General features: G+C 68.4%; 14 protein-coding genes. 9 read left to right on the plus strand and 5 right to left on the minus strand.

Going from position 1 to position 18,386, the window contains the following annotated elements:
• The first annotated feature begins 397 nt into the window (after positions 1–397).
• From HWX76_RS27225 to HWX76_RS27235, 3 genes are all read left to right on the plus strand, one after another.
• On the plus strand, positions 398–1,462 hold the full coding sequence (locus HWX76_RS27225; protein WP_006476459.1) for a glycosyltransferase family 4 protein: 1,065 nt from the start codon (positions 398–400) through the stop codon (positions 1,460–1,462).
• 226 nt (positions 1,463–1,688) lie between these two features.
• The gene (locus HWX76_RS27230; RefSeq protein WP_089488280.1) at positions 1,689–2,498 is read left to right on the plus strand and encodes a hypothetical protein; all 810 of its coding nucleotides are present in this window, start codon (positions 1,689–1,691) and stop codon (positions 2,496–2,498) included.
• 38 nt (positions 2,499–2,536) lie between these two features.
• Complete coding sequence (locus HWX76_RS27235; RefSeq protein WP_050011432.1) at positions 2,537–3,001, plus strand: DUF2214 family protein; 465 nt, start codon at positions 2,537–2,539, stop codon at positions 2,999–3,001.
• A gap of 218 nt (positions 3,002–3,219) precedes the next feature.
• Here the strand turns inward: HWX76_RS27235 and gudD are convergent, their stop codons facing one another.
• Complete coding sequence (gene gudD / locus HWX76_RS27240) at positions 3,220–4,572, minus strand: glucarate dehydratase (protein ID WP_050011431.1); 1,353 nt, start codon at positions 4,570–4,572, stop codon at positions 3,220–3,222.
• Positions 4,573–4,934: 362 nt separating this feature from the next.
• Here gudD and HWX76_RS27245 point away from each other — a divergent pair, with 362 nt between their 5' ends.
• Positions 4,935–5,684: a FadR/GntR family transcriptional regulator gene (locus HWX76_RS27245; protein ID WP_011544971.1), complete on the plus strand. Its 750-nt coding sequence runs from the start codon at positions 4,935–4,937 to the stop codon at positions 5,682–5,684.
• Positions 5,685–5,819: 135 nt separating this feature from the next.
• On the opposite strand, the gene HWX76_RS27250 is transcribed toward HWX76_RS27245, so the two are convergent.
• The 3 genes from HWX76_RS27250 to pdxY all read right to left on the minus strand — a co-directional run bounded on the left by HWX76_RS27250 (position 5,820) and on the right by pdxY (position 10,663).
• Positions 5,820–6,968 carry a branched-chain amino acid ABC transporter substrate-binding protein gene (locus HWX76_RS27250; RefSeq protein WP_050011430.1) on the minus strand — a complete coding sequence of 383 codons (1,149 nt, stop codon included), beginning with the start codon at positions 6,966–6,968 and terminating at the stop codon, positions 5,820–5,822.
• Between the two features lie 369 nt (positions 6,969–7,337).
• Positions 7,338–9,482 carry a phospholipase C, phosphocholine-specific gene (locus HWX76_RS27255; protein WP_050011429.1) on the minus strand — a complete coding sequence of 715 codons (2,145 nt, stop codon included), beginning with the start codon at positions 9,480–9,482 and terminating at the stop codon, positions 7,338–7,340.
• A gap of 320 nt (positions 9,483–9,802) precedes the next feature.
• Positions 9,803–10,663 (minus strand): pyridoxal kinase PdxY, encoded by an 861-nt coding sequence (gene pdxY, locus HWX76_RS27260; protein WP_050011428.1) that lies wholly within the window; start codon positions 10,661–10,663, stop codon positions 9,803–9,805.
• A gap of 244 nt (positions 10,664–10,907) precedes the next feature.
• Between pdxY and HWX76_RS27265 the strand changes: the two genes are divergently transcribed.
• Complete coding sequence (locus HWX76_RS27265) at positions 10,908–11,969, plus strand: alpha/beta hydrolase (RefSeq protein WP_176016601.1); 1,062 nt, start codon at positions 10,908–10,910, stop codon at positions 11,967–11,969.
• Positions 11,970–12,005: 36 nt separating this feature from the next.
• Here the strand turns inward: HWX76_RS27265 and HWX76_RS27270 are convergent, their stop codons facing one another.
• Positions 12,006–13,004, minus strand: coding sequence for an LLM class flavin-dependent oxidoreductase (locus HWX76_RS27270; protein ID WP_050011426.1), 999 nt, complete (start codon positions 13,002–13,004; stop codon positions 12,006–12,008).
• A gap of 637 nt (positions 13,005–13,641) precedes the next feature.
• On the opposite strand from HWX76_RS27270, the gene hpnI reads away from it, so the two are divergent.
• The 4 genes from hpnI to HWX76_RS27290 all read left to right on the plus strand — a co-directional run bounded on the left by hpnI (position 13,642) and on the right by HWX76_RS27290 (position 18,328).
• Positions 13,642–14,817, plus strand: a complete 1,176-nt coding sequence (gene hpnI, locus HWX76_RS27275) for a bacteriohopanetetrol glucosamine biosynthesis glycosyltransferase HpnI (RefSeq protein WP_050011425.1) — start codon at positions 13,642–13,644, stop codon at positions 14,815–14,817.
• A gap of 155 nt (positions 14,818–14,972) precedes the next feature.
• On the plus strand, positions 14,973–16,394 hold the full coding sequence (gene hpnJ / locus HWX76_RS27280; RefSeq protein ID WP_050011424.1) for a hopanoid biosynthesis associated radical SAM protein HpnJ: 1,422 nt from the start codon (positions 14,973–14,975) through the stop codon (positions 16,392–16,394).
• A gap of 3 nt (positions 16,395–16,397) precedes the next feature.
• A complete protein-coding gene (gene hpnK, locus HWX76_RS27285) occupies positions 16,398–17,282 on the plus strand; it encodes a hopanoid biosynthesis-associated protein HpnK (RefSeq protein WP_050011423.1) in 885 nt (294 codons plus the stop codon).
• Positions 17,279–18,328, plus strand: coding sequence for a lysylphosphatidylglycerol synthase domain-containing protein (locus HWX76_RS27290; RefSeq protein ID WP_176016602.1), 1,050 nt, complete (start codon positions 17,279–17,281; stop codon positions 18,326–18,328). Before hpnK ends, HWX76_RS27290 begins: the two co-directional genes overlap by 4 nt.
• Positions 18,329–18,386: the final 58 nt, after the last annotated feature.

Raw genomic sequence — 18,386 nt, forward strand, 5'->3', positions numbered from 1 at the left:
CCGTCCTGCGTGCCGGAATCACGCTGCCGGCAGCTGCGGGTTAACAAGGATCGCCAAAACGGCCTTCCACTCTAGAACGGACGCCCGAGTCCGCGGGTTGCAAAGTGTTGCGCCTTTGTAACAAAGTAAAGTGTTTGAAATGTCGTGCGCCGTATCGGGAATAACCCTAGATAATCGGCTCCGGGTTCGATTCCAGGTTTTTTTACGAACCCCTGTCAACGGGTCTTCGTTTCAAACGTTCTATGCCTGTCGCGTCGCCGACGCTCCTTGAGCAGCGCGGGTTCGACGCCCCCGGCAGGCTGATTCGTCCGAGGTTCGGACGACATGTTTCCAGCCCGGACCACCGGCAGGTTGCCGACCCATACCTGGTTTTTTGCCGATTTTTTAGGAGTTACGCATGCGAATCGCCCAAATCGCTCCGTTGCATGAAGCGGTGCCCCCGAAACTGTACGGCGGTACCGAGCGAGTGGTGTCCTATCTCACCGAAGCACTCGTCGAGATGGGGCATGACGTCACGCTCTTCGCGAGCGGCGATTCGCAAACCTCCGCGAAGCTCGAAGCGTGCTGGCCGCAGGCGCTGCGCCTCGACCCGACGATCCGCGACGTGATGGCCCCGCACATGCTGCTCCTCGAGCAGGTGCGCCGTCGCGCGGAAGAGTTCGACGTCCTGCACTGCCATATCGACTACTACCCGTTCTCGCTGTTCTCGCGCCAGCCGGTCCCGCATCTGACGACGATGCACGGCCGTCTCGACCTGCCGGAACTGCAGCCGATCTTCAACGCGTTCAGCGACGTGCCGGTCGTGTCGATCTCCGACAACCAGCGCATCCCGCTGCCGCAGGCGAACTGGCTGTCGACCGTCTACCACGGCCTGCCGGAAAACCTGCTGACGCCGATCCCGAACGTGAAGCCGAGCTACCTCGCGTTCCTCGGCCGCATCTCGCCGGAGAAGCGCGTCGACACGGCGATCCGCATCGCCGAGCAGGCCGGCCTGCCGATCAAGATTGCCGCGAAGCTCGACAAGGCCGACCGCGCGTACTACGAAGAGAAGATCAAGCCGCTGTTCGCGCTGCCGCACGTCGAGTACATCGGCGAAATCAGCGAGTCGGAGAAGACCGAATTCCTCGGCAACGCGCATGCGCTGCTGTTCCCGATCGACTGGCCGGAGCCCTTCGGCCTGGTGATGATCGAGGCGATGGCCTGCGGCACGCCGGTGATCGCGTTCAAGCGCGGCTCGGTGCCGGAAGTGATCGACAACGGCGTGTCGGGCTTCGTCGTCGAAGACGAATTGTCGGCCGTCGCCGCGCTCAAGCGTCTCGATACGCTGCCGCGCGAGAAGGTTCGCGCCGCGTTCGAAGCCCGTTTCTCGTCGAAGGTGATGGCGCAGAACTACGTGAAGGGCTACGAGGAACTGCTGCGCCAGAAGCGCCGCACGGTGCTCCGCGAAGTCAACGCAAGCTGATTGCGGGCCGCCGCCGCGCGGCCGCCACGACGCCCCGTCCGGGTTTTCCGGCGGGGCGTTGTCACATCTGCGGCGCGGATCTGTTGTATTCTCGCCGCGCCCGACGCTGCGAACGGCCTCCGAAGCGGCCCGGCACACCATCCTGCCGTCTGTCCAGACGGTAATGTCCCTATAATGGCCGTGCCGTGAAATCCGGCCCGGTACGACTATCCAGAGGAGAGCAGTCTTGGCGAGAACGAAAACCACGCGCGCAGCGCCGGCCCCCGGCGCCGGCGTGATCTTCGCGTTGCGCGCGATCGGTCTCGTGCTGCTCGCGCGCTGGCTGTTCTCGATGTCCCAGATGGGCTATCGCTCGTCGCTGTCGGCGATGGTGTCGTCGCCGTGGGCATTCCTCTACCTCATCCTGATCTTCCTGCTGCTCGCGCTGCCGGGCGCCGCCGCGCGGGCCGAGCGGCCGTTCCATCCGCTGCCGCAGTGGCTGCGCCAGGCGCTGCGCGTGTTCGCGCTGATCGGTTTCCTGTTTGCCGCGTGGTCGATCGGCGCGTTCACGTGGGCGGCCGGCTGGCGCCGCGCGCTGCATGCGGTGACGGCGACCAACGGCTGGCTCGTCGCCGCGCCGGCGCTGTACGCGGCGATCGTCTGGATCTGCCGGCCGCGGCCGCTGTGGCGGACCAACGTGGCCGCGCGCCGCTTCGCGGTCGGCCGGTATGCGATCTCGCTCGACGTGCTGACGCGCACCGCGATCGTCTGGATGGAAAGCCGCAAGGTCGGCCAGTACGACGCGCGCGAACTGTCGGTGCGCTGGCCCGGCCGGGTCGCACCTGCCGCGCCCGCCGCGGGCGAGCAGGGCGCGCAGCAGGCGGTCGTGCCGCCGCGTCGCGGCAGCCTGTTCAATCGGCCGAAGGTGGAACTGCTGTGGGATTCGCCGGCGGCTGTCGGCCACAACCGGCAGGTCGTGATGCGCACGCCGCTCGCGACCGAAGGGGACCGCGTCGCGGTGCTCGCGCTCGACGCGGCGCTCAAGCAAATCGTCTGACAGGCTCGCGCACCGGGCGCGGGCGACAAGGAGGCGCGATGATCGTCCGTTGGTTGCTGGCTGCCATTCACCTGAGTGCGTTCGGCGTCGCGTTTGCCGCGATCGCGGCGCGTAACCGCGCGTTGCGCCGGCTCATCGCATCCGCGCAGGCGGTCGATTTGCCCGGCGTGTTCAAGGCCGATGCGGTCTGGGGCGTGTCGGCGCTCGTGCTGATCGCGACGGGCGTCGCACGCGCGTTCGGCGGTTTCGAGAAAGGCACCGCGTACTACCTGCACGAACCGCTCTTTCACCTGAAGATGACCGCGCTCGTGCTGATCCTGCTGCTCGAGGTCGTGCCGATGCTGGGGCTGATCCGTTGGCGTGTCGCCGCGCGGCGGCAGCAGATGCCCGATATCGGCCGTGCGCGCACCTATGTGCGGGTCGGTCACTGGCAGGCGGTGCTGGTGATCGTCATCGTGTTCGCCGCGTCGGGGATGGCGCGGGGGATTGGCGCAGGCGGCTAGAGACGCCCGGTTAGGGACGCCCGGTTAGGGACGCCCGGTTAGGGACGCCCGGTTAGGGGGCGGCAGGCCAGGGGATCCATCAGCGGGCGACAGGCTAGCCGCGCGCGCGAATCCCGCTTTTGCTTCGCCGGCCTTTCCCGGCCGGCGATCGCCAATCCACCGGCGAACCGCATCATTCCGTCCGACCGGGCGGACCTGCCGCCCGGTTCGTCGCCCCCTCAACGCACGAGGCACGGGCGCTTGTTGTTGAACGTCCAGCCCGGGATCAGATACTGCATCGCCGCCGCGTCGTCGCGGGCGCCGAGGCCGTGCTGCTTGTACAGCTCGTGCGCGAGCGCGACCGCATCCATGTCGATGTCGATACCGAGCCCCGGCCGCTTCGGCACTTCCACCAGCCCGTTCTCGATCTTCAGCGGCTCGCGCGTCAGCCGTTCGCCGTCCTGCCAGATCCAGTGCGTATCGATCGCGGTGACCTGGCCCGGCGCCGCGGCCGCGACGTGCGTGAACATCGCGAGCGACACGTCGAAGTGGTTGTTCGAATGCGAACCCCACGTGAGGCCCCAGTCGCGGCACATCTGCGCGACCCGCACCGAGCCCTGCATCGTCCAGAAATGCGGATCGGCGAGCGGGATGTCGACGGCGTGCAACTGCACCGCATGGCCCATCTGCCGCCAGTCGGTCGCGATCATGTTGGTGGCCGTCGGCAGCCCCGTCGCGCGGCGGAATTCGGCCATCACCTCGCGGCCCGAGTAACCGTTCTCCGCGCCGCACGGATCTTCCGCATACGCGAGCACGTGATGCTGATCGCGGCACAGTCGCACGGCCTCGTCGAGGGACCATGCGCCGTTCGGATCGAGCGTCACGCGCGCGTCGGGGAAGCGCTCGGCGAGCGCCGTCACGGCTTCGATCTCGCTCGCCCCGTCGAACACGCCACCCTTCAGCTTGAAGTCGTTGAAGCCGTAGCGCGCATGCGCGGCTTCGGCGAGCCGCACGACGGCTTCGGGCGTCAGCGCGGCGTCGTCGCGCACGCGGGTCCAGTCGTCGGTCGCGCCGCGGCCGTCGCGATAGGGGAGCGCCGTCTTCGTGCGATCGCCGACGTAGAACAGGTAGCCGAGCATTTCGACCCGCTCGCGCTGCTGGCCTTCGCCGAGCAGCGCGGCGACCGGCACGCCGAGATGCTGGCCGAGCAGGTCGAGCAGCGCGGCTTCGAGCGCGGTGACCGCGTGGATCGTCGTGCGCAGGTCGAAGGTCTGCAGCCCGCGGCCGCTCGCGTCGCGGTCGGCGAAGGTGCGGCGCACGTCGTTGAGCACCGCGTGATAGTTGCCGACCGGCTGGCCGACGACGAGCGCGCGCGCGTCGTCGAGCGTGCGGCGGATGCTCTCGCCGCCCGGCACTTCGCCGACGCCCGTGCGGCCCGCGCTGTCCTTCAGGATCACGAGGTTGCGGGTGAAGAACGGGCCGTGCGCGCCGCTCAGGTTGAGCAGCATGCTGTCGTGGCCGGCGACCGGAATCGCTTGCAGGTCGACGATGCGCGGCGTGTCGTGGGAAGGCGAGGCAGTGACGGCGTTCATGGGCGGCGATGGCGAAAAAGTAGGCGATGCCGTGCGGCAAAAGCTTTGCCGCGCGCGGCGTGAGGTGCGATCATTCGACAACCGACGTGCGCGGCGCGCAAGCCCCGCATGTCGACGCAACCCGAACACGGGGTGGAAGCGACAACCGGGCCCATGGAGCGCAGCGCGCGAACACGGGTCGATCGATCGTTACGCACGGGACCAGGCGGGACTGAACAGCCGACCTGAGTCGACAGGAGACTGTGCGCCGATCATCAGTCGTCGGATGACTTGTGACGCAGTATAATGAATCATCGGCTTTCGCTCAAACCCCGCGTAAACCCTCGGCTCACATTACGATCATTCAAAAAGGAACCGGCCACATGTCCGTGCCTACGCTTCCCGCAGCGCCGCGCCGTCGCGCACGCAGCCTCGCACAAGATGTCGTCGACGCGCTGACCGCGCAGATCGAAAACGGCACACTGCGTCCCGGCGACAAGCTGCCGACCGAAACCGAAGTCATGGCGGCGCAGGGCGTGAGCCGGACGGTCGTGCGCGAGGCGATCTCGCGGATGCAGGCGAGCGGCCTCGTCGAGACGCGCCACGGCATCGGCAGCTTCGTGCTCGAGCCGTCGCGCCGCCAGACGCTCGGCATCGATCCCGCGACGATCACGACGCTGCGCGACGTGCTCGCGGTGCTGGAGCTGCGCATCAGCCTCGAAAGCGAGTGCGCGAGCCTCGCCGCGCAGCGCGCGAACGATGCCGACCTCGCCGCGCTGCGGCGCGCGCTCGACGCGATCGCGACGGGCGCGGGCGGCGGCCGCGACACCGCGCAGCTCGACTTCCAGTTCCACCTGCAGATCGCGCAATCCACCGGCAACCGCTATTTCGTCGACATCATGACGCAGCTCGGCACGTCGATCATCCCGCGCACGCGCGTGAATTCGGCGCGCTTTGCCGGCGACGACCTCGAGCGCTACGTCGGCCGGCTGAATCACGAGCACGAGGACATCTACGAGGCAATCGCGCGCCACGACCCGGAAGCGGCCCGCGCCGCGATGCGCACGCATCTCACGAACAGCCGCGAGCGGCTGCGCCGCGCGCACGAGGCGGCGGAGGCCGAAGCCGGCTGACCGCCGGGTTGCGGAGCCCGCGCGGCTGCGCGCGGGTGAAATCGCTTTAACATCAGTCGTCATATGAGATCGGGGTGATTCCGCCGATCTTCACGGCCGGGCGGCGTGCCCGCCGCCGGCCGCCCGCCTCGCCGATCAGCCTCCCTTCGTCACGATCGTCTTCCACGCGCCGTTCTTCACCTGGTACAGCGTCGACATCCCGCTCTTCAGCGAGCCGTCGTTCGCGAACGAGATGCGGCCGGTCACGCCTTCGAAGTCGACTTTCTTGAGCGCCGGGCGATAGGCCTTCGGGTCGGTCGAACCGGCCGCCTGCATCGCCTTGATCGCCGCCCACGCCGCGTCATAGCCGAACTGCGCGTACGACAGCACGTCGACGCCGAAGCGCTTCTTGAAGCGCGCCTCGAAATCCTTGCCCTGCGGCAGCTCGTCGAGCGGCCGGCCGTATTCCCATGCCATCGCGCCTTCGGCGGCCGGGCCCGCGATCTTGATGAACTCGTTGTCCTTCACGCCGCCGCCGCCGACGAACTGCGCGTTCAGCCCGAGCTGACGCATCTGCTTGATGAAGTTCGCGGCGAGCGAATCGAGGCCGCCGAAGAAGATCAGGTCCGGGTTCTTGCCCTTGAGGCTCGTGATCTGCGCGCGGAAATCGACGGCCTGGTTGTTGGTGAACTCGCGTCCGATGATCGTGCCGCCGGCAGCCTTCACGGCCTTCTCGAATTCGTCGGCCTCGCCCTGGCCGAACGCGGTGCGGTCGTCGATGATCGCGATGCGCTTCGCCTTCGTCACGTCGACCGCGTACTTGCCCGCGTTGCCGGCGTTCTGGCCGTCGGTCGCGATCACCATGAACATGTTCGCGAGCCCGCGCGACGTGAGCGTCGGGTTGGTCGCGGCCGGGTCGATCACCGGAATGCCGGCCTTGTCGTAGACCACCGACGCCGGAATCGTCGTCCCCGAGTTGAAGTGGCCGACCACGACCGACACGTTCTGGTCGACCAGCGCCTGCGCGGCCTGCACGCCGATGCGCGGGTCGGCCTGGTCGTCCTGCACGACGAGATTGAAGCGGGCGGGCTTGCCGGCGATCTGCACCTTCTGCGCGAACGCATCGTCGAGCGCGAGCTGCACGCCGTTCTGCAGATCCTTGCCGTAGCCGGCGTTCACGCCCGTGAGCGGCGCGGCGAAGCCGACCTTCACGTCGGTTGCGTCGGCAGCGTGAGCAGCCTGTTGCGAGAGGAGGGCAAGCGCGGAGGCAATGGACACCGACAGCAGGGAATGACGGAATTTCATGTTGTTCCTCTTGTTCGACACCGGCGAGTGGGTACCGCGCGCGTCCGGGCGGGCCGGGCGCGTGCGACGGGCGGGCGGTTCGACCGCTTCTCGGAATCGGGCGGGGAGGTCGGCAGCGTGATCCTCGGAAACATCTCCCGTCAGGCTCCGTGAAGAGCCCCGATTGCTTCGATATATAGGTCGCCGATATGCGCGGGTCTTGGAAATTTGTCGCGCATTCGATGCGGATTTGCGCATAGCTTCCGCGCGAGCGCGGGCGGCCGGTATCGGGAGTTTCCCGTCGCGAACGGAACGGGCTCAGAGGGGGGGAGTGCTGCGGGGCAAAGACGCGGCGCAGCCCGCCGGGGCCGCGCCGCGCGTGGGTCGACGTCAGTCGGACAGGGCGTCCGATGCGGCTTCGGCGTCGTCGTGCGACGCGGTCGTGCGGATCAGCGGGTCGCTGGTGCTCGGGCGGCCCGTTTCGACGTGGCCCGCGAAGCGGCGCAGGAAGCCGAGCTGGCGGCCGTCGCTGACGGTCAGGTCATACCAGCCGTGGCTGCCGCGCAGGTCCCAGTAATCGTCGACGTGCGCGCCCGGCGCGAGGTCGAACGTGCGCGCGTGACCGTGGCCGTACGCGTTCGTGACCTTCAGCCGCACGGCCTTGTGGCCGCGGTTCATCAGGCGCAGCGTGATGTTGCCGTTCGCGACGTCGTAGCCGTAGATCACTTCGGGGTTCACGCTCGCGCTGCCGACGCCGGTCGCGAACGGGCCGCGGAAATGGCAGTAGAAGCCGTTCGGGCCGTACACGTCGAGGTCGTACAGGCCGAGCGACGCGGCGGCGCTCCACGTATCGGCGATGCGTTTGCCGGCTTCGACCGTGTACGCCCACGGGCCGTCGACGCGGTTGCGCGACTGGACCTGGAACGCGGCGCCTGCGCGGCCCGTGTTCGCGAAGGTCAGCCGGAACTGCCCGTTCGCGGCTTCGACGCGGCCGTGCACGAACAGCTCGTACGGCAGCGCGCGCGCCGGACGCAGCCCGGCTTCCTGTTTCGGCAGCTTCTGCAGCACCGGCGGCACCGGGATGTAGTCGGGATGGCGCACGCGGTCGGGCGGCGCGTAGCCGCTCGTGTCGGGCAGCGTCGGCCACGCGGCGTCCACGGTCGCGAACTCGAACGCCGACGTCAGGTCGCCGCACACCGCGCGGCGCCACGGCGACACGTTGGCGGCCGTGACCGGATACTGCGCGCCGAACCGCGCCTCGATGAATTGCAGCAGCGACGTGTGATCGAAGGTCTGCGAGCAGACCCAGCCGCCCTTGGTCCACGGCGACACGACCAGCATCGGCACGCGCGGCCCGAGCCCGTACGGACCGGCCATGTGCGACGCGTCGCCGGCATAGACCTCGTTGGTCGTCGCGACCGTCGACAACCCGTTGTCGCGCGACTGCGGCGCGAACGGCGGCGGCACGTGATCGAAGAAGCCGTCGTTTTCGTCATACGTGATGAAGAGCGCGGTCTTGCTCCACACGTCCGGATTCGACACGAGCGCCTTCAGCACCTGCTCGATGTACCACGCGCCGTAGTTGGCCGGCCAGTTCGGGTGCTCGGAATATGCTTCCGGCGCGCAGATCCACGATACCTGCGGCAGCGTGCCGTTCTTCACGTCCTGCTGCAGCACGTCGAACAGCGTGCCGCCGGCGCTGATGTTGGTGCCGGTGCGCGCCTTGTCGTACAGCGGCGTGCCCGGCAGCGCGGTGCGGTACTGGTTGAAGTAGAGCAGCGCGTTGTCGCCGTAGTTGCCGATGTACGGGTTGGACGTCCAGCCCCACGAACCCTTCGCGTCGAGTCCCGTGCCGACGTCCTGGTAGATCTTCCACGACACGCCGGCCTGTTCGAGCACTTCCGGATAGGTCGTCCAGCCGTAGCCCTTTTCATCGTTGCCGAGCACCGGGCCGCCGCCCGTGCCGTCGTTGCCGACGTAGCCGGTCCACATGTAATAGCGGTTCGGGTCGGTCGAGCCCGGGAACGCGCAGTGGTACGCGTCGCAGATCGTGAACGCGTCGGCGAGCTGGTAGTGGAACGGGATGTCGTCGCGCTTCAGGTACGCCATCGTCGTCGTGCCCTTGTTCGGCACCCACTGGTCGTAGCGGCCCTTGTTCCAGGCAGCGTGCATGTCCTGCCAGCCGTGCGGCAGGTCCTGCAGGAACTGCAGGCCGAGCTTGTCGGCGCCCGGGTGGAACGGCAGCAGTTCGGCCGGGCCGACCGGCTGGTGAAACACCGACTTGCCGTTCGCGAGGCGCAGCGGGCGCGGGTCACCGAAGCCGCGGACACCGCGCATCGTGCCGAAGTAATGGTCGAACGAGCGGTTCTCCTGCATCAGGATCACGATGTGTTCGATATCGCGGATCGTGCCGGTACGGCGGTTCGCGGGAATCGCGAGCGCATCGCGGATCACGGGCGGAAACAGGTTCAGCGCGGCGGCGCCGGCAGTGCCGGCGGCGACGCGCAGGAAGTCACGACGGTTCGATCGGGTCATGGTCGTTATCGTGGGGTAAAGAGGGAGCCGATTGGCGGGACCTGCGGAAAGGGCGCACACCGGGTCGCAGGATGCGGCTGCGCCGATGCGTGCCGCCGCGAGCATAGCGAGGAATCGGTGTCATTCATGTGAAGTCCGGAAACGTTTGCACGCGTGGACCGGGTTGCAGCCGGCGGTGCGCCGCCGCACGGACTGCGGGGCAGCGGCAACGGGCGAGGCGGGTGCTGCGCGGCACGCGGACAGCGGGAACAGCGAGGGAGCCGCAGGACGGCCGAGGTGCGGCAGCAGGCAGCCGCGGCGAGCAGGGCGATGCACACGCGTCAGGCGTCGGTCACCCACGCGCCGAACCATTCGCTCGGCCGCGCGATTTCATCCTGCGCGGCGACGAGCTCGAGCTCGTAGCGGCGTGCGTCGTAGGTGGCCTTCACGACCGCGTGCACGGCCGCGAGCGTGTGTTCGAACGCGGCGCGCACCGAGTCGCCGCGCAGCCGGCACGCGACGAAGATCGCGCTGGTCAGGTCGCCGACACCGACCGGATGGCGCGGAAACGCATACAGCGGCCGCTGGCCGATCCACGCTTCGGTTTCGGTGACGGCGAGCATGTTGAAGCGGTCGGCCGGGCTGTTGCGGTCGTGCAGGTGCTTGACGAGGATGATCTTCGGGCCGCGGCGGATCAGCGCGCGGCACGCGTCGACGGCTTCCGCGACGGTCTCGATGCGTCGCCCGGCGAGCTTCTGCAGTTCGGTATGGTTCGGCGACATGCCGTCCGCGAGCGCGGGCACCTCCTGCACGATGAATTCCTCGACGCCGGGCTCGGGCCGGACGCCGCCCGTCTGGCCCATCGCCGGATCGCAGAAGTACCACGCGTTCGGATTCATCGCCTTCACCGAGCGTACGATCTCGACCGCCGCGCGTGCCTGCGGCGGCGAGCCGAGGAAGCCGGACAGCACCGCGTCGCAACGCTTGAGCGCGCCGATGGCGGCGATGCCGTCGACGAGCTGCTCCATCTTCGCGGCGTCGATCGCGCTGCCGGCCCAGTGGCCGTACTGCATGTGATTCGACAACTGGACGGTGTTGAGCGGCCAGACGTTGACACCGAGGCGCTGCATCGGGAACACGGCCGCGCTGTTGCCGGCATGGCCGTAGATGACGTGCGACTGAATGCTGAGGACGTTTTTCATGGGAATTCGCCTGCACGCGTTTCAGGGTCACGTCACACGATACCCGAGTTCGTCGTACGCGCGGAAGTCGCGCGGCGTTGGAGTGTTGCGCGCCGTCGTCACGCGACCGCGTAGAATCGCGGGGCGCGAGACAGCCCGAGACAGCCCGAGACAGCCCGAGACAGCCCGAGACAGCCCGAGACAGCCCGAGACAGCCAGCGGCAACCCGGCAGCCCGCGCGCGTCCCCCCATCACCGTGATCGCCATGCTTTCGATTTGCAAGATCCTGTCCGCCGCGCGCGCCGCCGTGCTCGGCGCGAGCGCCGCCGCCGCGTGCGCGGCGCCCGTTGCGAGCGTCGCCGCGACGCCCGCCGCCAACGACGGGCCCGCGTACGGCCCGCGTCTGGAAGGGTTCGCGTATCCGGCGCCCGTGCACGAATACGCGTTCGTGTCGCAGCGCGAAACCCTCGAGATGGCGTACCTCGACGTGCAGCCCGCGCATCCGAACGGCCGCACCGTCGTGCTGCTGCACGGCAAGAACTTCTGCGCGGCGACCTGGGAGGACACGATCGGCGTGCTGAGCCGCGCCGGCTATCGCGTGATCGCGCCCGACCAGATCGGCTTCTGCAAGTCGTCGAAGCCCGAGCGCTACCAGTACAGCTTCCAGCAACTCGCGCGCAACACGCACGCGCTGCTCGAATCGGTCGGTGTGAAATCGGCGACGATCGTCGGCCACTCGACGGGCGGGATGCTCGCGATCCGCTACGCGCTGATGTATCCGAAGGCGACCGACCAGCTCGTGCTCGTGAACCCGATCGGCCTCGAGGACTGGAAGGCGCTCGGCGTGCCGCCGCTGTCGGTCGACTACTGGTATGCGCGCGAGCTGAAGACCAACGCCGACGGCATCCGCCGCTACGAGCAGGCGACCTACTACGCGGGCAAGTGGGCGCCGTCGTACGAGCGCTGGGTGCAGATGCTCGCCGGCATGTATCGCGGCGCCGGCCGCGACGCGGTCGCGTGGAACTCCGCGCTGATCTACGACATGATCCTCACGCAGCCGGTGGTCTACGAATTCGGCGCGATTCGCGTGCCGACGCTGCTGATGATCGGCGACAAGGACACGACCGCGATCGGCAAGGACGTCGCGCCGCCCGACGTGCACGCGAAGCTCGGCCGCTATCCGGAACTCGCGAAGCGCACGCAGGCCGCGATTCCCGGCGCGCAGCTCGTCGAATTCCCGGCGCTCGGCCACGCGCCGCAGATCCAGGACCCGGACGCGTTCCACAAGGCGCTGCTCGACGGGCTGGACGCCGTGCGCCCGCAGTGATGCGGCGCGGGCGGCCGGCCGCGCGCGGTCGTGCCGTCAGCTTGCCTCGTTCGCGAGTTCGTCGCGGATCTGCGCGGCCAGTTCGAACGAGCGCAGCCGCGCGGCATGATCGTAGATCTGCGCGGTGATGATCAGCTCGTCGGCGCCCGTCTGCGCGATACGGTCGCGCAGCTTGTCGCGCACCGTGTCGCGCGAGCCGACCGCCGCGAACGACAGCGAATGCGCGACGGTCGCGAGTTCGAGTTCGTTCGCCTCGAGCGCGTCGACGGGCGGCGGCAGCTTGCCCGGCGTGCCGCGCCGCAGGTTGATGAACTGCTGTTGCAGCGACGTGAACAGGCGCCGCGCCTCGTCGTCGGTCTCGGCCGCGAACACGTTGACGCCGACCATCGCATGCGGCTTCGGCCACGCGGCCGACGGCCGGTACTGCGCGCGATAGATCTCGAGCGCCCGCATCAGATAGTCGGGCGCGAAGTGCGACGCGAACGCGAACGGCAGCCCGAGCATCGCCGCGAGCTGCGCGCTGAACAGGCTCGAACCGAGCAGCCACACCGGGACGTCGAGCCCTGCGCCAGGCACCGCGCGCACGCGCTGGCCGGGGACCGGCTCCGCGAAGTAGCGCTGCAGCTCGGCGACGTCGTCCGGGAACGAGTCCGCACTGCCGATCAGGTCGCGGCGCAGCGCGCGCGACGTGGTCTGGTCAGTGCCGGGCGCGCGGCCGAGGCCGAGGTCGATGCGCCCCGGATACAGCGACGCGAGCGTGCCGAACTGCTCGGCGATCACGAGCGGCGCATGGTTCGGCAGCATGATGCCGCCCGAGCCGACCCGGATCGTCTGCGTGGCGCCCGCGACGTGGCCGATCACGACGGCGGTGGCCGCACTCGCGATCCCCGGCATGTTGTGATGCTCGGCCAGCCAGTAACGCCGGTAGCCCCAGCGCTCCGCGTGCTGCGCGAGATCGACGGTGTTGCGGAACGCCTGCGAGGCGTCGGCGCCGGCCGGAATGGGCGCGAGATCGAGTACGGAAAACGGTGTCATCGGAAGACCTTCGAAACGGGGTGGCGTGGTGATGCGCTGACGCAACAGACGCCAAGGATTTTGCCAAAGGGTTCCGGAACGTGCTGGCGGCGCGCGGATACCCATGCGCCTTACAGGGGCGCAGGGTTGCTTGCGACGATCGTTGCGAAAATCAATCTAATCGCTGATTAATTACCAAACTTTACGGCGATTGGAAGTGAAACCGCATCGACATACAAATTTGCACGAAACGTTTGATTTTAAAGACTGCAATACGCCTGCAAAGTGCTTACGCTAATGTGAACGTGGCCGGGCCGATCAGGCTCGTCGACCGCTCAGCTTTGCCGGAATTGCACTAGTCCGTTTCGCGTAGCACCGCGCGCGCGGGGGCGCAGACTGCTAAAATCCGCCGCCTGCCCATCTTGTGCCGATGGAGCCATTCGAGTCTTCCCGCATGCCGTCCGGGCGCTGCGCGGGGATACGCCACGCGAAGCCGGGCATGGCCGAACCCGAACAACGGGTCGCGCCTTCCCCTTACAGACGCTGCTGGAACAAGGAGTCGGGTCGTGCCCGCGTTCGTCGTTGTCGGAATACCGCATCACGCTCAATCACGCTCAAGCGTTTGCCATGGCGCCCACGTCGCCGGGAGGCATCGCACATGACGCCCACCGCCACGCTGCTCGACTGGCTCCTGATCGCGTTCACGCTGGCCGCGGCCGGCTATGCGCTCGTCGCGGCCTTCGCGCCGCGGCCGCGCACGCCGCGCACGACGGTGCGCGACGGCTTCGAGCCGGTCAGCGTGCTGAAGCCGCTGTGCGGCGCGGAGCCGCACCTGTATGAAAACCTCGCGACCTTCTGCGCGCAGCGCCATCCTCGCTACGAGGTGCTGTTCGGCGTCGCATCGTCGGCCGATCCGGCCGCGGCCGTCGTCGAGCGGCTGCGCGCCGATCATCCGGATTGCGACATCACGGTCGTGATCGACGCGCGTGTGCACGGCAAGAACCTGAAGGTCAGCAACCTGATCAATCTCGCCGAGCGCGCGAAATACGGCCGCATCGTGATCGCGGACAGCGACATCGCGGTGCAGCCCGACTATCTGGAGCGCGTGACGGCGCCGCTCGCGGACCCGTCGGTCGGGGTCGTCACGTGCCTGTATCATGCGCGCAGCGTCGGCGGCTTCTGGACGCGGATCGGCGCGCAGTTCGTCGACGCGTGGTTCGCGCCGTCGGTGCGGATCACCCACCTCGGCCGCTCGAGCCGCTTCGGCTTCGGCGCGACGCTCGCGCTCACGCGCGACACGCTCGACCGGATCGGCGGTCTCTTCGCGCTGAAGGACGAGCTGGCCGACGATTTCTGGCTGGCCGAGCTGCCGCGCCGCCTCGGGCGGCGCACCGTGCTGTCCGAGGTCGAGGTCGCGACCGACGTGATCGAACCGTCGTTCGGGCCGCTGTGGCACCGCGAGACGCGCTGGCTGCGCACGATTCGTTCGCTGAACCCGGCCGGCTTCGCGTTCCTGTTCATCACGTTTACCGCGCCGTGGCTCGCGATCGGCGCGGTGCTGGCATTGCGCCTCGACGGCACCTTCGCCGGCACGCTGGCGGGCGGGGCGGCCGCGGTCGGCGCATTCGGGCGGCTCGTGCTGCACGCGCGCGGCGAGGACGGCTGGCGCGCGTTCTGGCGCGACCTGCCGCTCGTCGCGGTGCGCGACACGCTGCTCGCGCTCGAGTGGCTCGCGGCCGTGTTCGGCACGCAGGTCGTGTGGCGCGGCGCCAGGATGACGGTCGTCGGCGGCGAACGCGCGACGGCGGCCGTGGAAGCAGTGGACGGCCGCTAGCGCCGTCGATCGAACCCGGCCCGCGGGCCGAGACGCGTCGCACGGCGAAGCCGCGCGGCGCGACATGACAGAGAGGCGGGCGCCGGCAGGGCGGCCCGCGGTTTTTTGACTGAATCGTTGTAACGAAACGAACTATGCAGGCTACCGGAGCATTCATGAAAACGCTGTTCTTGCAGGCCCCTTCGTATGACGGCTTCGACGGCGGAGCCGGTTCGCGCTATCAGGCGAAGCGCGAAATCCGTTCCTTCTGGTATCCGACCTGGCTCGCGCAGCCGGCCGCGCTCGTGCCGGGCAGCCGCGTCGTCGATGCGCCGGCCGACGGGCTGTCGGTCGAGGAAACGTTGAAGATCGCGAACGACTACGACCTCGTGATCATCCACACGAGCACGCCGTCGTTCCCGACCGACGCGATGTTCGCGCAGGACCTGAAGAAGATGAAGCCGTCGATGCGGGTCGGCATGGTCGGCGCGAAGGTGATGGTCGATCCGCACAACTCGCTGACGGCGAGCGACGCGATCGACTTCGTCTGTCGCGAGGAATTCGACTACACCTGCAAGGAAATCGCCGAAGGCAAGCCGTTCCCCGAAATCAAGGGTTTGAGCTGGCGCGCGAAGGACGGCTCGATCGAGCACAACGAAGCGCGTCCGATCCTGGAGAACATGGACGAGCTGCCGTTCGTCGCGCCCGTCTACAAGCGCGACCTGAAGATCGACAACTACTTCATCGGCTACCTGAACTATCCGTACGTGTCGATCTACACGGGCCGCGGCTGCAAGTCGCGCTGCACGTTCTGCCTGTGGCCGCAGACGGTCAGCGGCCATCGCTACCGCACGCGCTCGGTCGAGAACGTGCTCGCGGAAGCGAAGTGGATCCGCGACAACATGCCGGAAGTGAAGGAACTGATGTTCGACGACGACACCTTCACCGACGACCTGCCGCGCGCCGAAGCCATCGCCATCGGCCTGGGCAAGCTCGGCATCACGTGGTCGTGCAACGCGAAGGCCAACGTGCCGTACAAGTCGCTGAAGATCATGAAGGACAACGGCCTGCGCCTGCTGCTGGTCGGCTTCGAATCGGGCGACGACCAGATCCTCGTGAACATCAAGAAGGGCGTGCGCACCGATTTCGCGCGCCGCTTCAGCGCGGACTGCAAGAAGCTCGGCATCAAGATCCACGGCACCTTCATCCTCGGCCTGCCGGGCGAGACGCAGGAGACGATCAGGAAGACGATCGAGTACGCGAAGGAAATCAACCCGCACACGATCCAGGTGTCGCTCGCCGCGCCGTATCCGGGCACGACGTTGTACAAGCAGGCCGTCGAGAACGGCTGGATGGAAGAGAACAAGACCATCAACCTGGTCAGCAAGGAAGGCGTGCAGCTCGCGGCGATCGGCTATCCGCACCTGTCGCGCGACGAGATCTATCACCATCTCGAGCAGTTCTATCGCCAGTTCTACTTCCGCCCGTCGAAGATCTGGGAAATCGTGCGCGAGATGCTGACGAGCTGGGACATGATGAAGCGTCGCCTGCGCGAAGGCGTCGAGTTCTTCCGTTTCCTGCGCGCGCACGAGGCCTGATCCGTGACGACGCAGCGGGCGGCGCGGGCGCTGATCTTTACCGCGGACGACTTCGGGCTGCACCCGCGCGTCAACGCGGCGGTCGAGCGTGCGCATCGCGACGGCGTGCTGAACGCCGCCAGCCTGATGGTCGGTGCGCCTGCGGCGCAGGATGCGATCGAGCGCGCACGGCGGCTGCCGTCGCTCGCGGTCGGCCTGCATCTGGTGCTCGCGGACGGGCCGGCCACGCTGCCCGCGCACGAGATTCCCGCGCTCGTCGGCCTTGACGGGCGCTTCGGCGACGCGATGGCGAAGGACGGCTGTCGCTTCTTCTTCCTGCCGCACGTGCGCGCGCAACTGCGCCGCGAGATCCGTGCGCAGTTCGACGCGTTCGCGGCGAGCGGCCTGCCGCTCGATCACGTGAACGCGCACAAGCATTTCCACCTGCACCCGACCGTGCTGTCGATGATCGTCGAGATCGGCCGCGACTACGGGCTGCGCGCGGTGCGGCTGCCGTACGAAACGAGCGCGCCCGCGCTGCTCAAGCCGTGGATCGCGCTGGTGCGCGCGCGGCTCGACCGGGCCGGGCTCGCGCACAACGACTACGTGGTCGGCATCGAGCATACGGGTGCGATGGACGAGGCCGTGCTGCTCGACGCGCTCGCGAAGCTGCCGCCGGGCGTCGGCGAGATCTACTGCCATCCGGCCGAAGCCGGCGACGGTCCGATCACGCCGACGATGGCCGGCTACCGACCGGTCGACGAACTGGATGCGCTGCTGTCGCCGCGTGTCGCGGCCGCGCTGAAGGCGGCGGGCGTCGCGACCGGCGGCTTTGCCGACGTGTTCGGCGGGCCCGCGGCCCGGCGCGGCGCGCATGCGTCGCGCGCACCGGGAGCGCAGCCGTCATGAGCAAGTGGATCAAGTGGCTCGGCTGGCCGATCGGCATCGGCATCCTGCTCGCGCTGGGGCTGCACGAAGGCGTCGGCGACGTGTCGCAGATGCTCGCGCGCGCCGGTTACGCGCTGCTGTGGCTCGTGCCGTTCCACGCGCTGCCGCTGCTGCTCGATGCATACGCGTGGCACCAGTTGCTCGACCGGCGCGCGTCGCTGGCGTTCCTGTGGTGGATCGCGACCGTGCGCGAGGCCGTGAACCGGCTGCTGCCCGTGGTCGGGATCGGCGGCGAGATCGCCGGCATCCGGCTCGCGCGCTGGCAGGTGCCCGACGCGAGCCGCGTGACCGCGTCGGTGATCGTCGAGGTGCTCGTGACGATCGTCGTCCAGTATGCGTTCGCGGCGCTCGGCCTCGTGCTGCTGCTCGCGACGACCGACAACATGGGCGGCGGCACGATCGGCCTCGCGCTGCTGCTGACGCTGCCGTTGCCGGTGCTCGGCGTCGTGCTGATGCGGCGCGGCGGCATCTTCCATGCGATCGAGCGTTTCGCGGGCCGCCTGCTCGGCGATTCGCACCGGCTGCTGCAGGGCGTCGACGGCCGCCGGCTCGACGCCGACATCGATTCGCTGATGTCGCGCACGGGCCTGTTGTTCAGCGCGTTCTTCTGGCAATTGGCCGGCTACGTGCTCGGCGCGCTCGAGATCTACTGGGCGCTCGCGCTGCTCGGCCATCCGGTGTCGATCGGCGGCGCGATCGCGATCGAGGCGATGACGCAGGCCGTCCGGCATGCGGCGTTCATGGTGCCGGGCGGGCTCGGCGTGCAGGAGGCGACCGTCGTGCTGCTCGCGCAGATGTTCGGCGTCGACCGCGAGACGGCGCTGTCGCTCGCGGTGGTCAAGCGTGGCCGCGAAGTGCTGTTCGGCTGCCTCGCGCTCGGCTCGTGGCAGCTTGCCGAGCTGGTGCGCACGCGCGGCCGTCCGGGCGCGCCGCCGAGTGGGCCGCGCCCGGCGCCGCCGGCGAAGCGGGCGTCCGAAGCCCGGACCGAAACCGAAACGACGCATTGAACCTCCGACGGGCCGCGCGGCCCGTCTCGCGCTTTCGGCGCCGCGCGGGTATCCTTGC

Source organism: Burkholderia sp. BCC0398, from assembly GCF_902833245.1.
GTDB lineage: Bacteria > Pseudomonadota > Gammaproteobacteria > Burkholderiales > Burkholderiaceae > Burkholderia > Burkholderia sola.

Excerpts from the sequence above, each read along its gene's own strand:
- HWX76_RS27225 (WP_006476459.1), top strand. The coding sequence starts at position 398 with ATGCGAATCGCCCAAATCGCTCCGTTGCATGAAGCGGTGCCCCCGAAA.
- HWX76_RS27235 (WP_050011432.1), top strand. The coding sequence starts at position 2,537 with ATGATCGTCCGTTGGTTGCTGGCTGCCATTCACCTGAGTGCGTTCGGC.
- gudD (WP_050011431.1), bottom strand. The coding sequence starts at position 4,572 with ATGAACGCCGTCACTGCCTCGCCTTCCCACGACACGCCGCGCATCGTC.
- HWX76_RS27245 (WP_011544971.1), top strand. The coding sequence starts at position 4,935 with ATGTCCGTGCCTACGCTTCCCGCAGCGCCGCGCCGTCGCGCACGCAGC.
- HWX76_RS27250 (WP_050011430.1), bottom strand. The coding sequence starts at position 6,968 with ATGAAATTCCGTCATTCCCTGCTGTCGGTGTCCATTGCCTCCGCGCTT.
- HWX76_RS27255 (WP_050011429.1), bottom strand. The coding sequence starts at position 9,482 with ATGACCCGATCGAACCGTCGTGACTTCCTGCGCGTCGCCGCCGGCACT.
- pdxY (WP_050011428.1), bottom strand. The coding sequence starts at position 10,663 with ATGAAAAACGTCCTCAGCATTCAGTCGCACGTCATCTACGGCCATGCC.
- HWX76_RS27265 (WP_176016601.1), top strand. The coding sequence starts at position 10,908 with ATGCTTTCGATTTGCAAGATCCTGTCCGCCGCGCGCGCCGCCGTGCTC.
- HWX76_RS27270 (WP_050011426.1), bottom strand. The coding sequence starts at position 13,004 with ATGACACCGTTTTCCGTACTCGATCTCGCGCCCATTCCGGCCGGCGCC.
- hpnI (WP_050011425.1), top strand. The coding sequence starts at position 13,642 with ATGACGCCCACCGCCACGCTGCTCGACTGGCTCCTGATCGCGTTCACG.
- hpnJ (WP_050011424.1), top strand. The coding sequence starts at position 14,973 with ATGAAAACGCTGTTCTTGCAGGCCCCTTCGTATGACGGCTTCGACGGC.
- HWX76_RS27290 (WP_176016602.1), top strand. The coding sequence starts at position 17,279 with ATGAGCAAGTGGATCAAGTGGCTCGGCTGGCCGATCGGCATCGGCATC.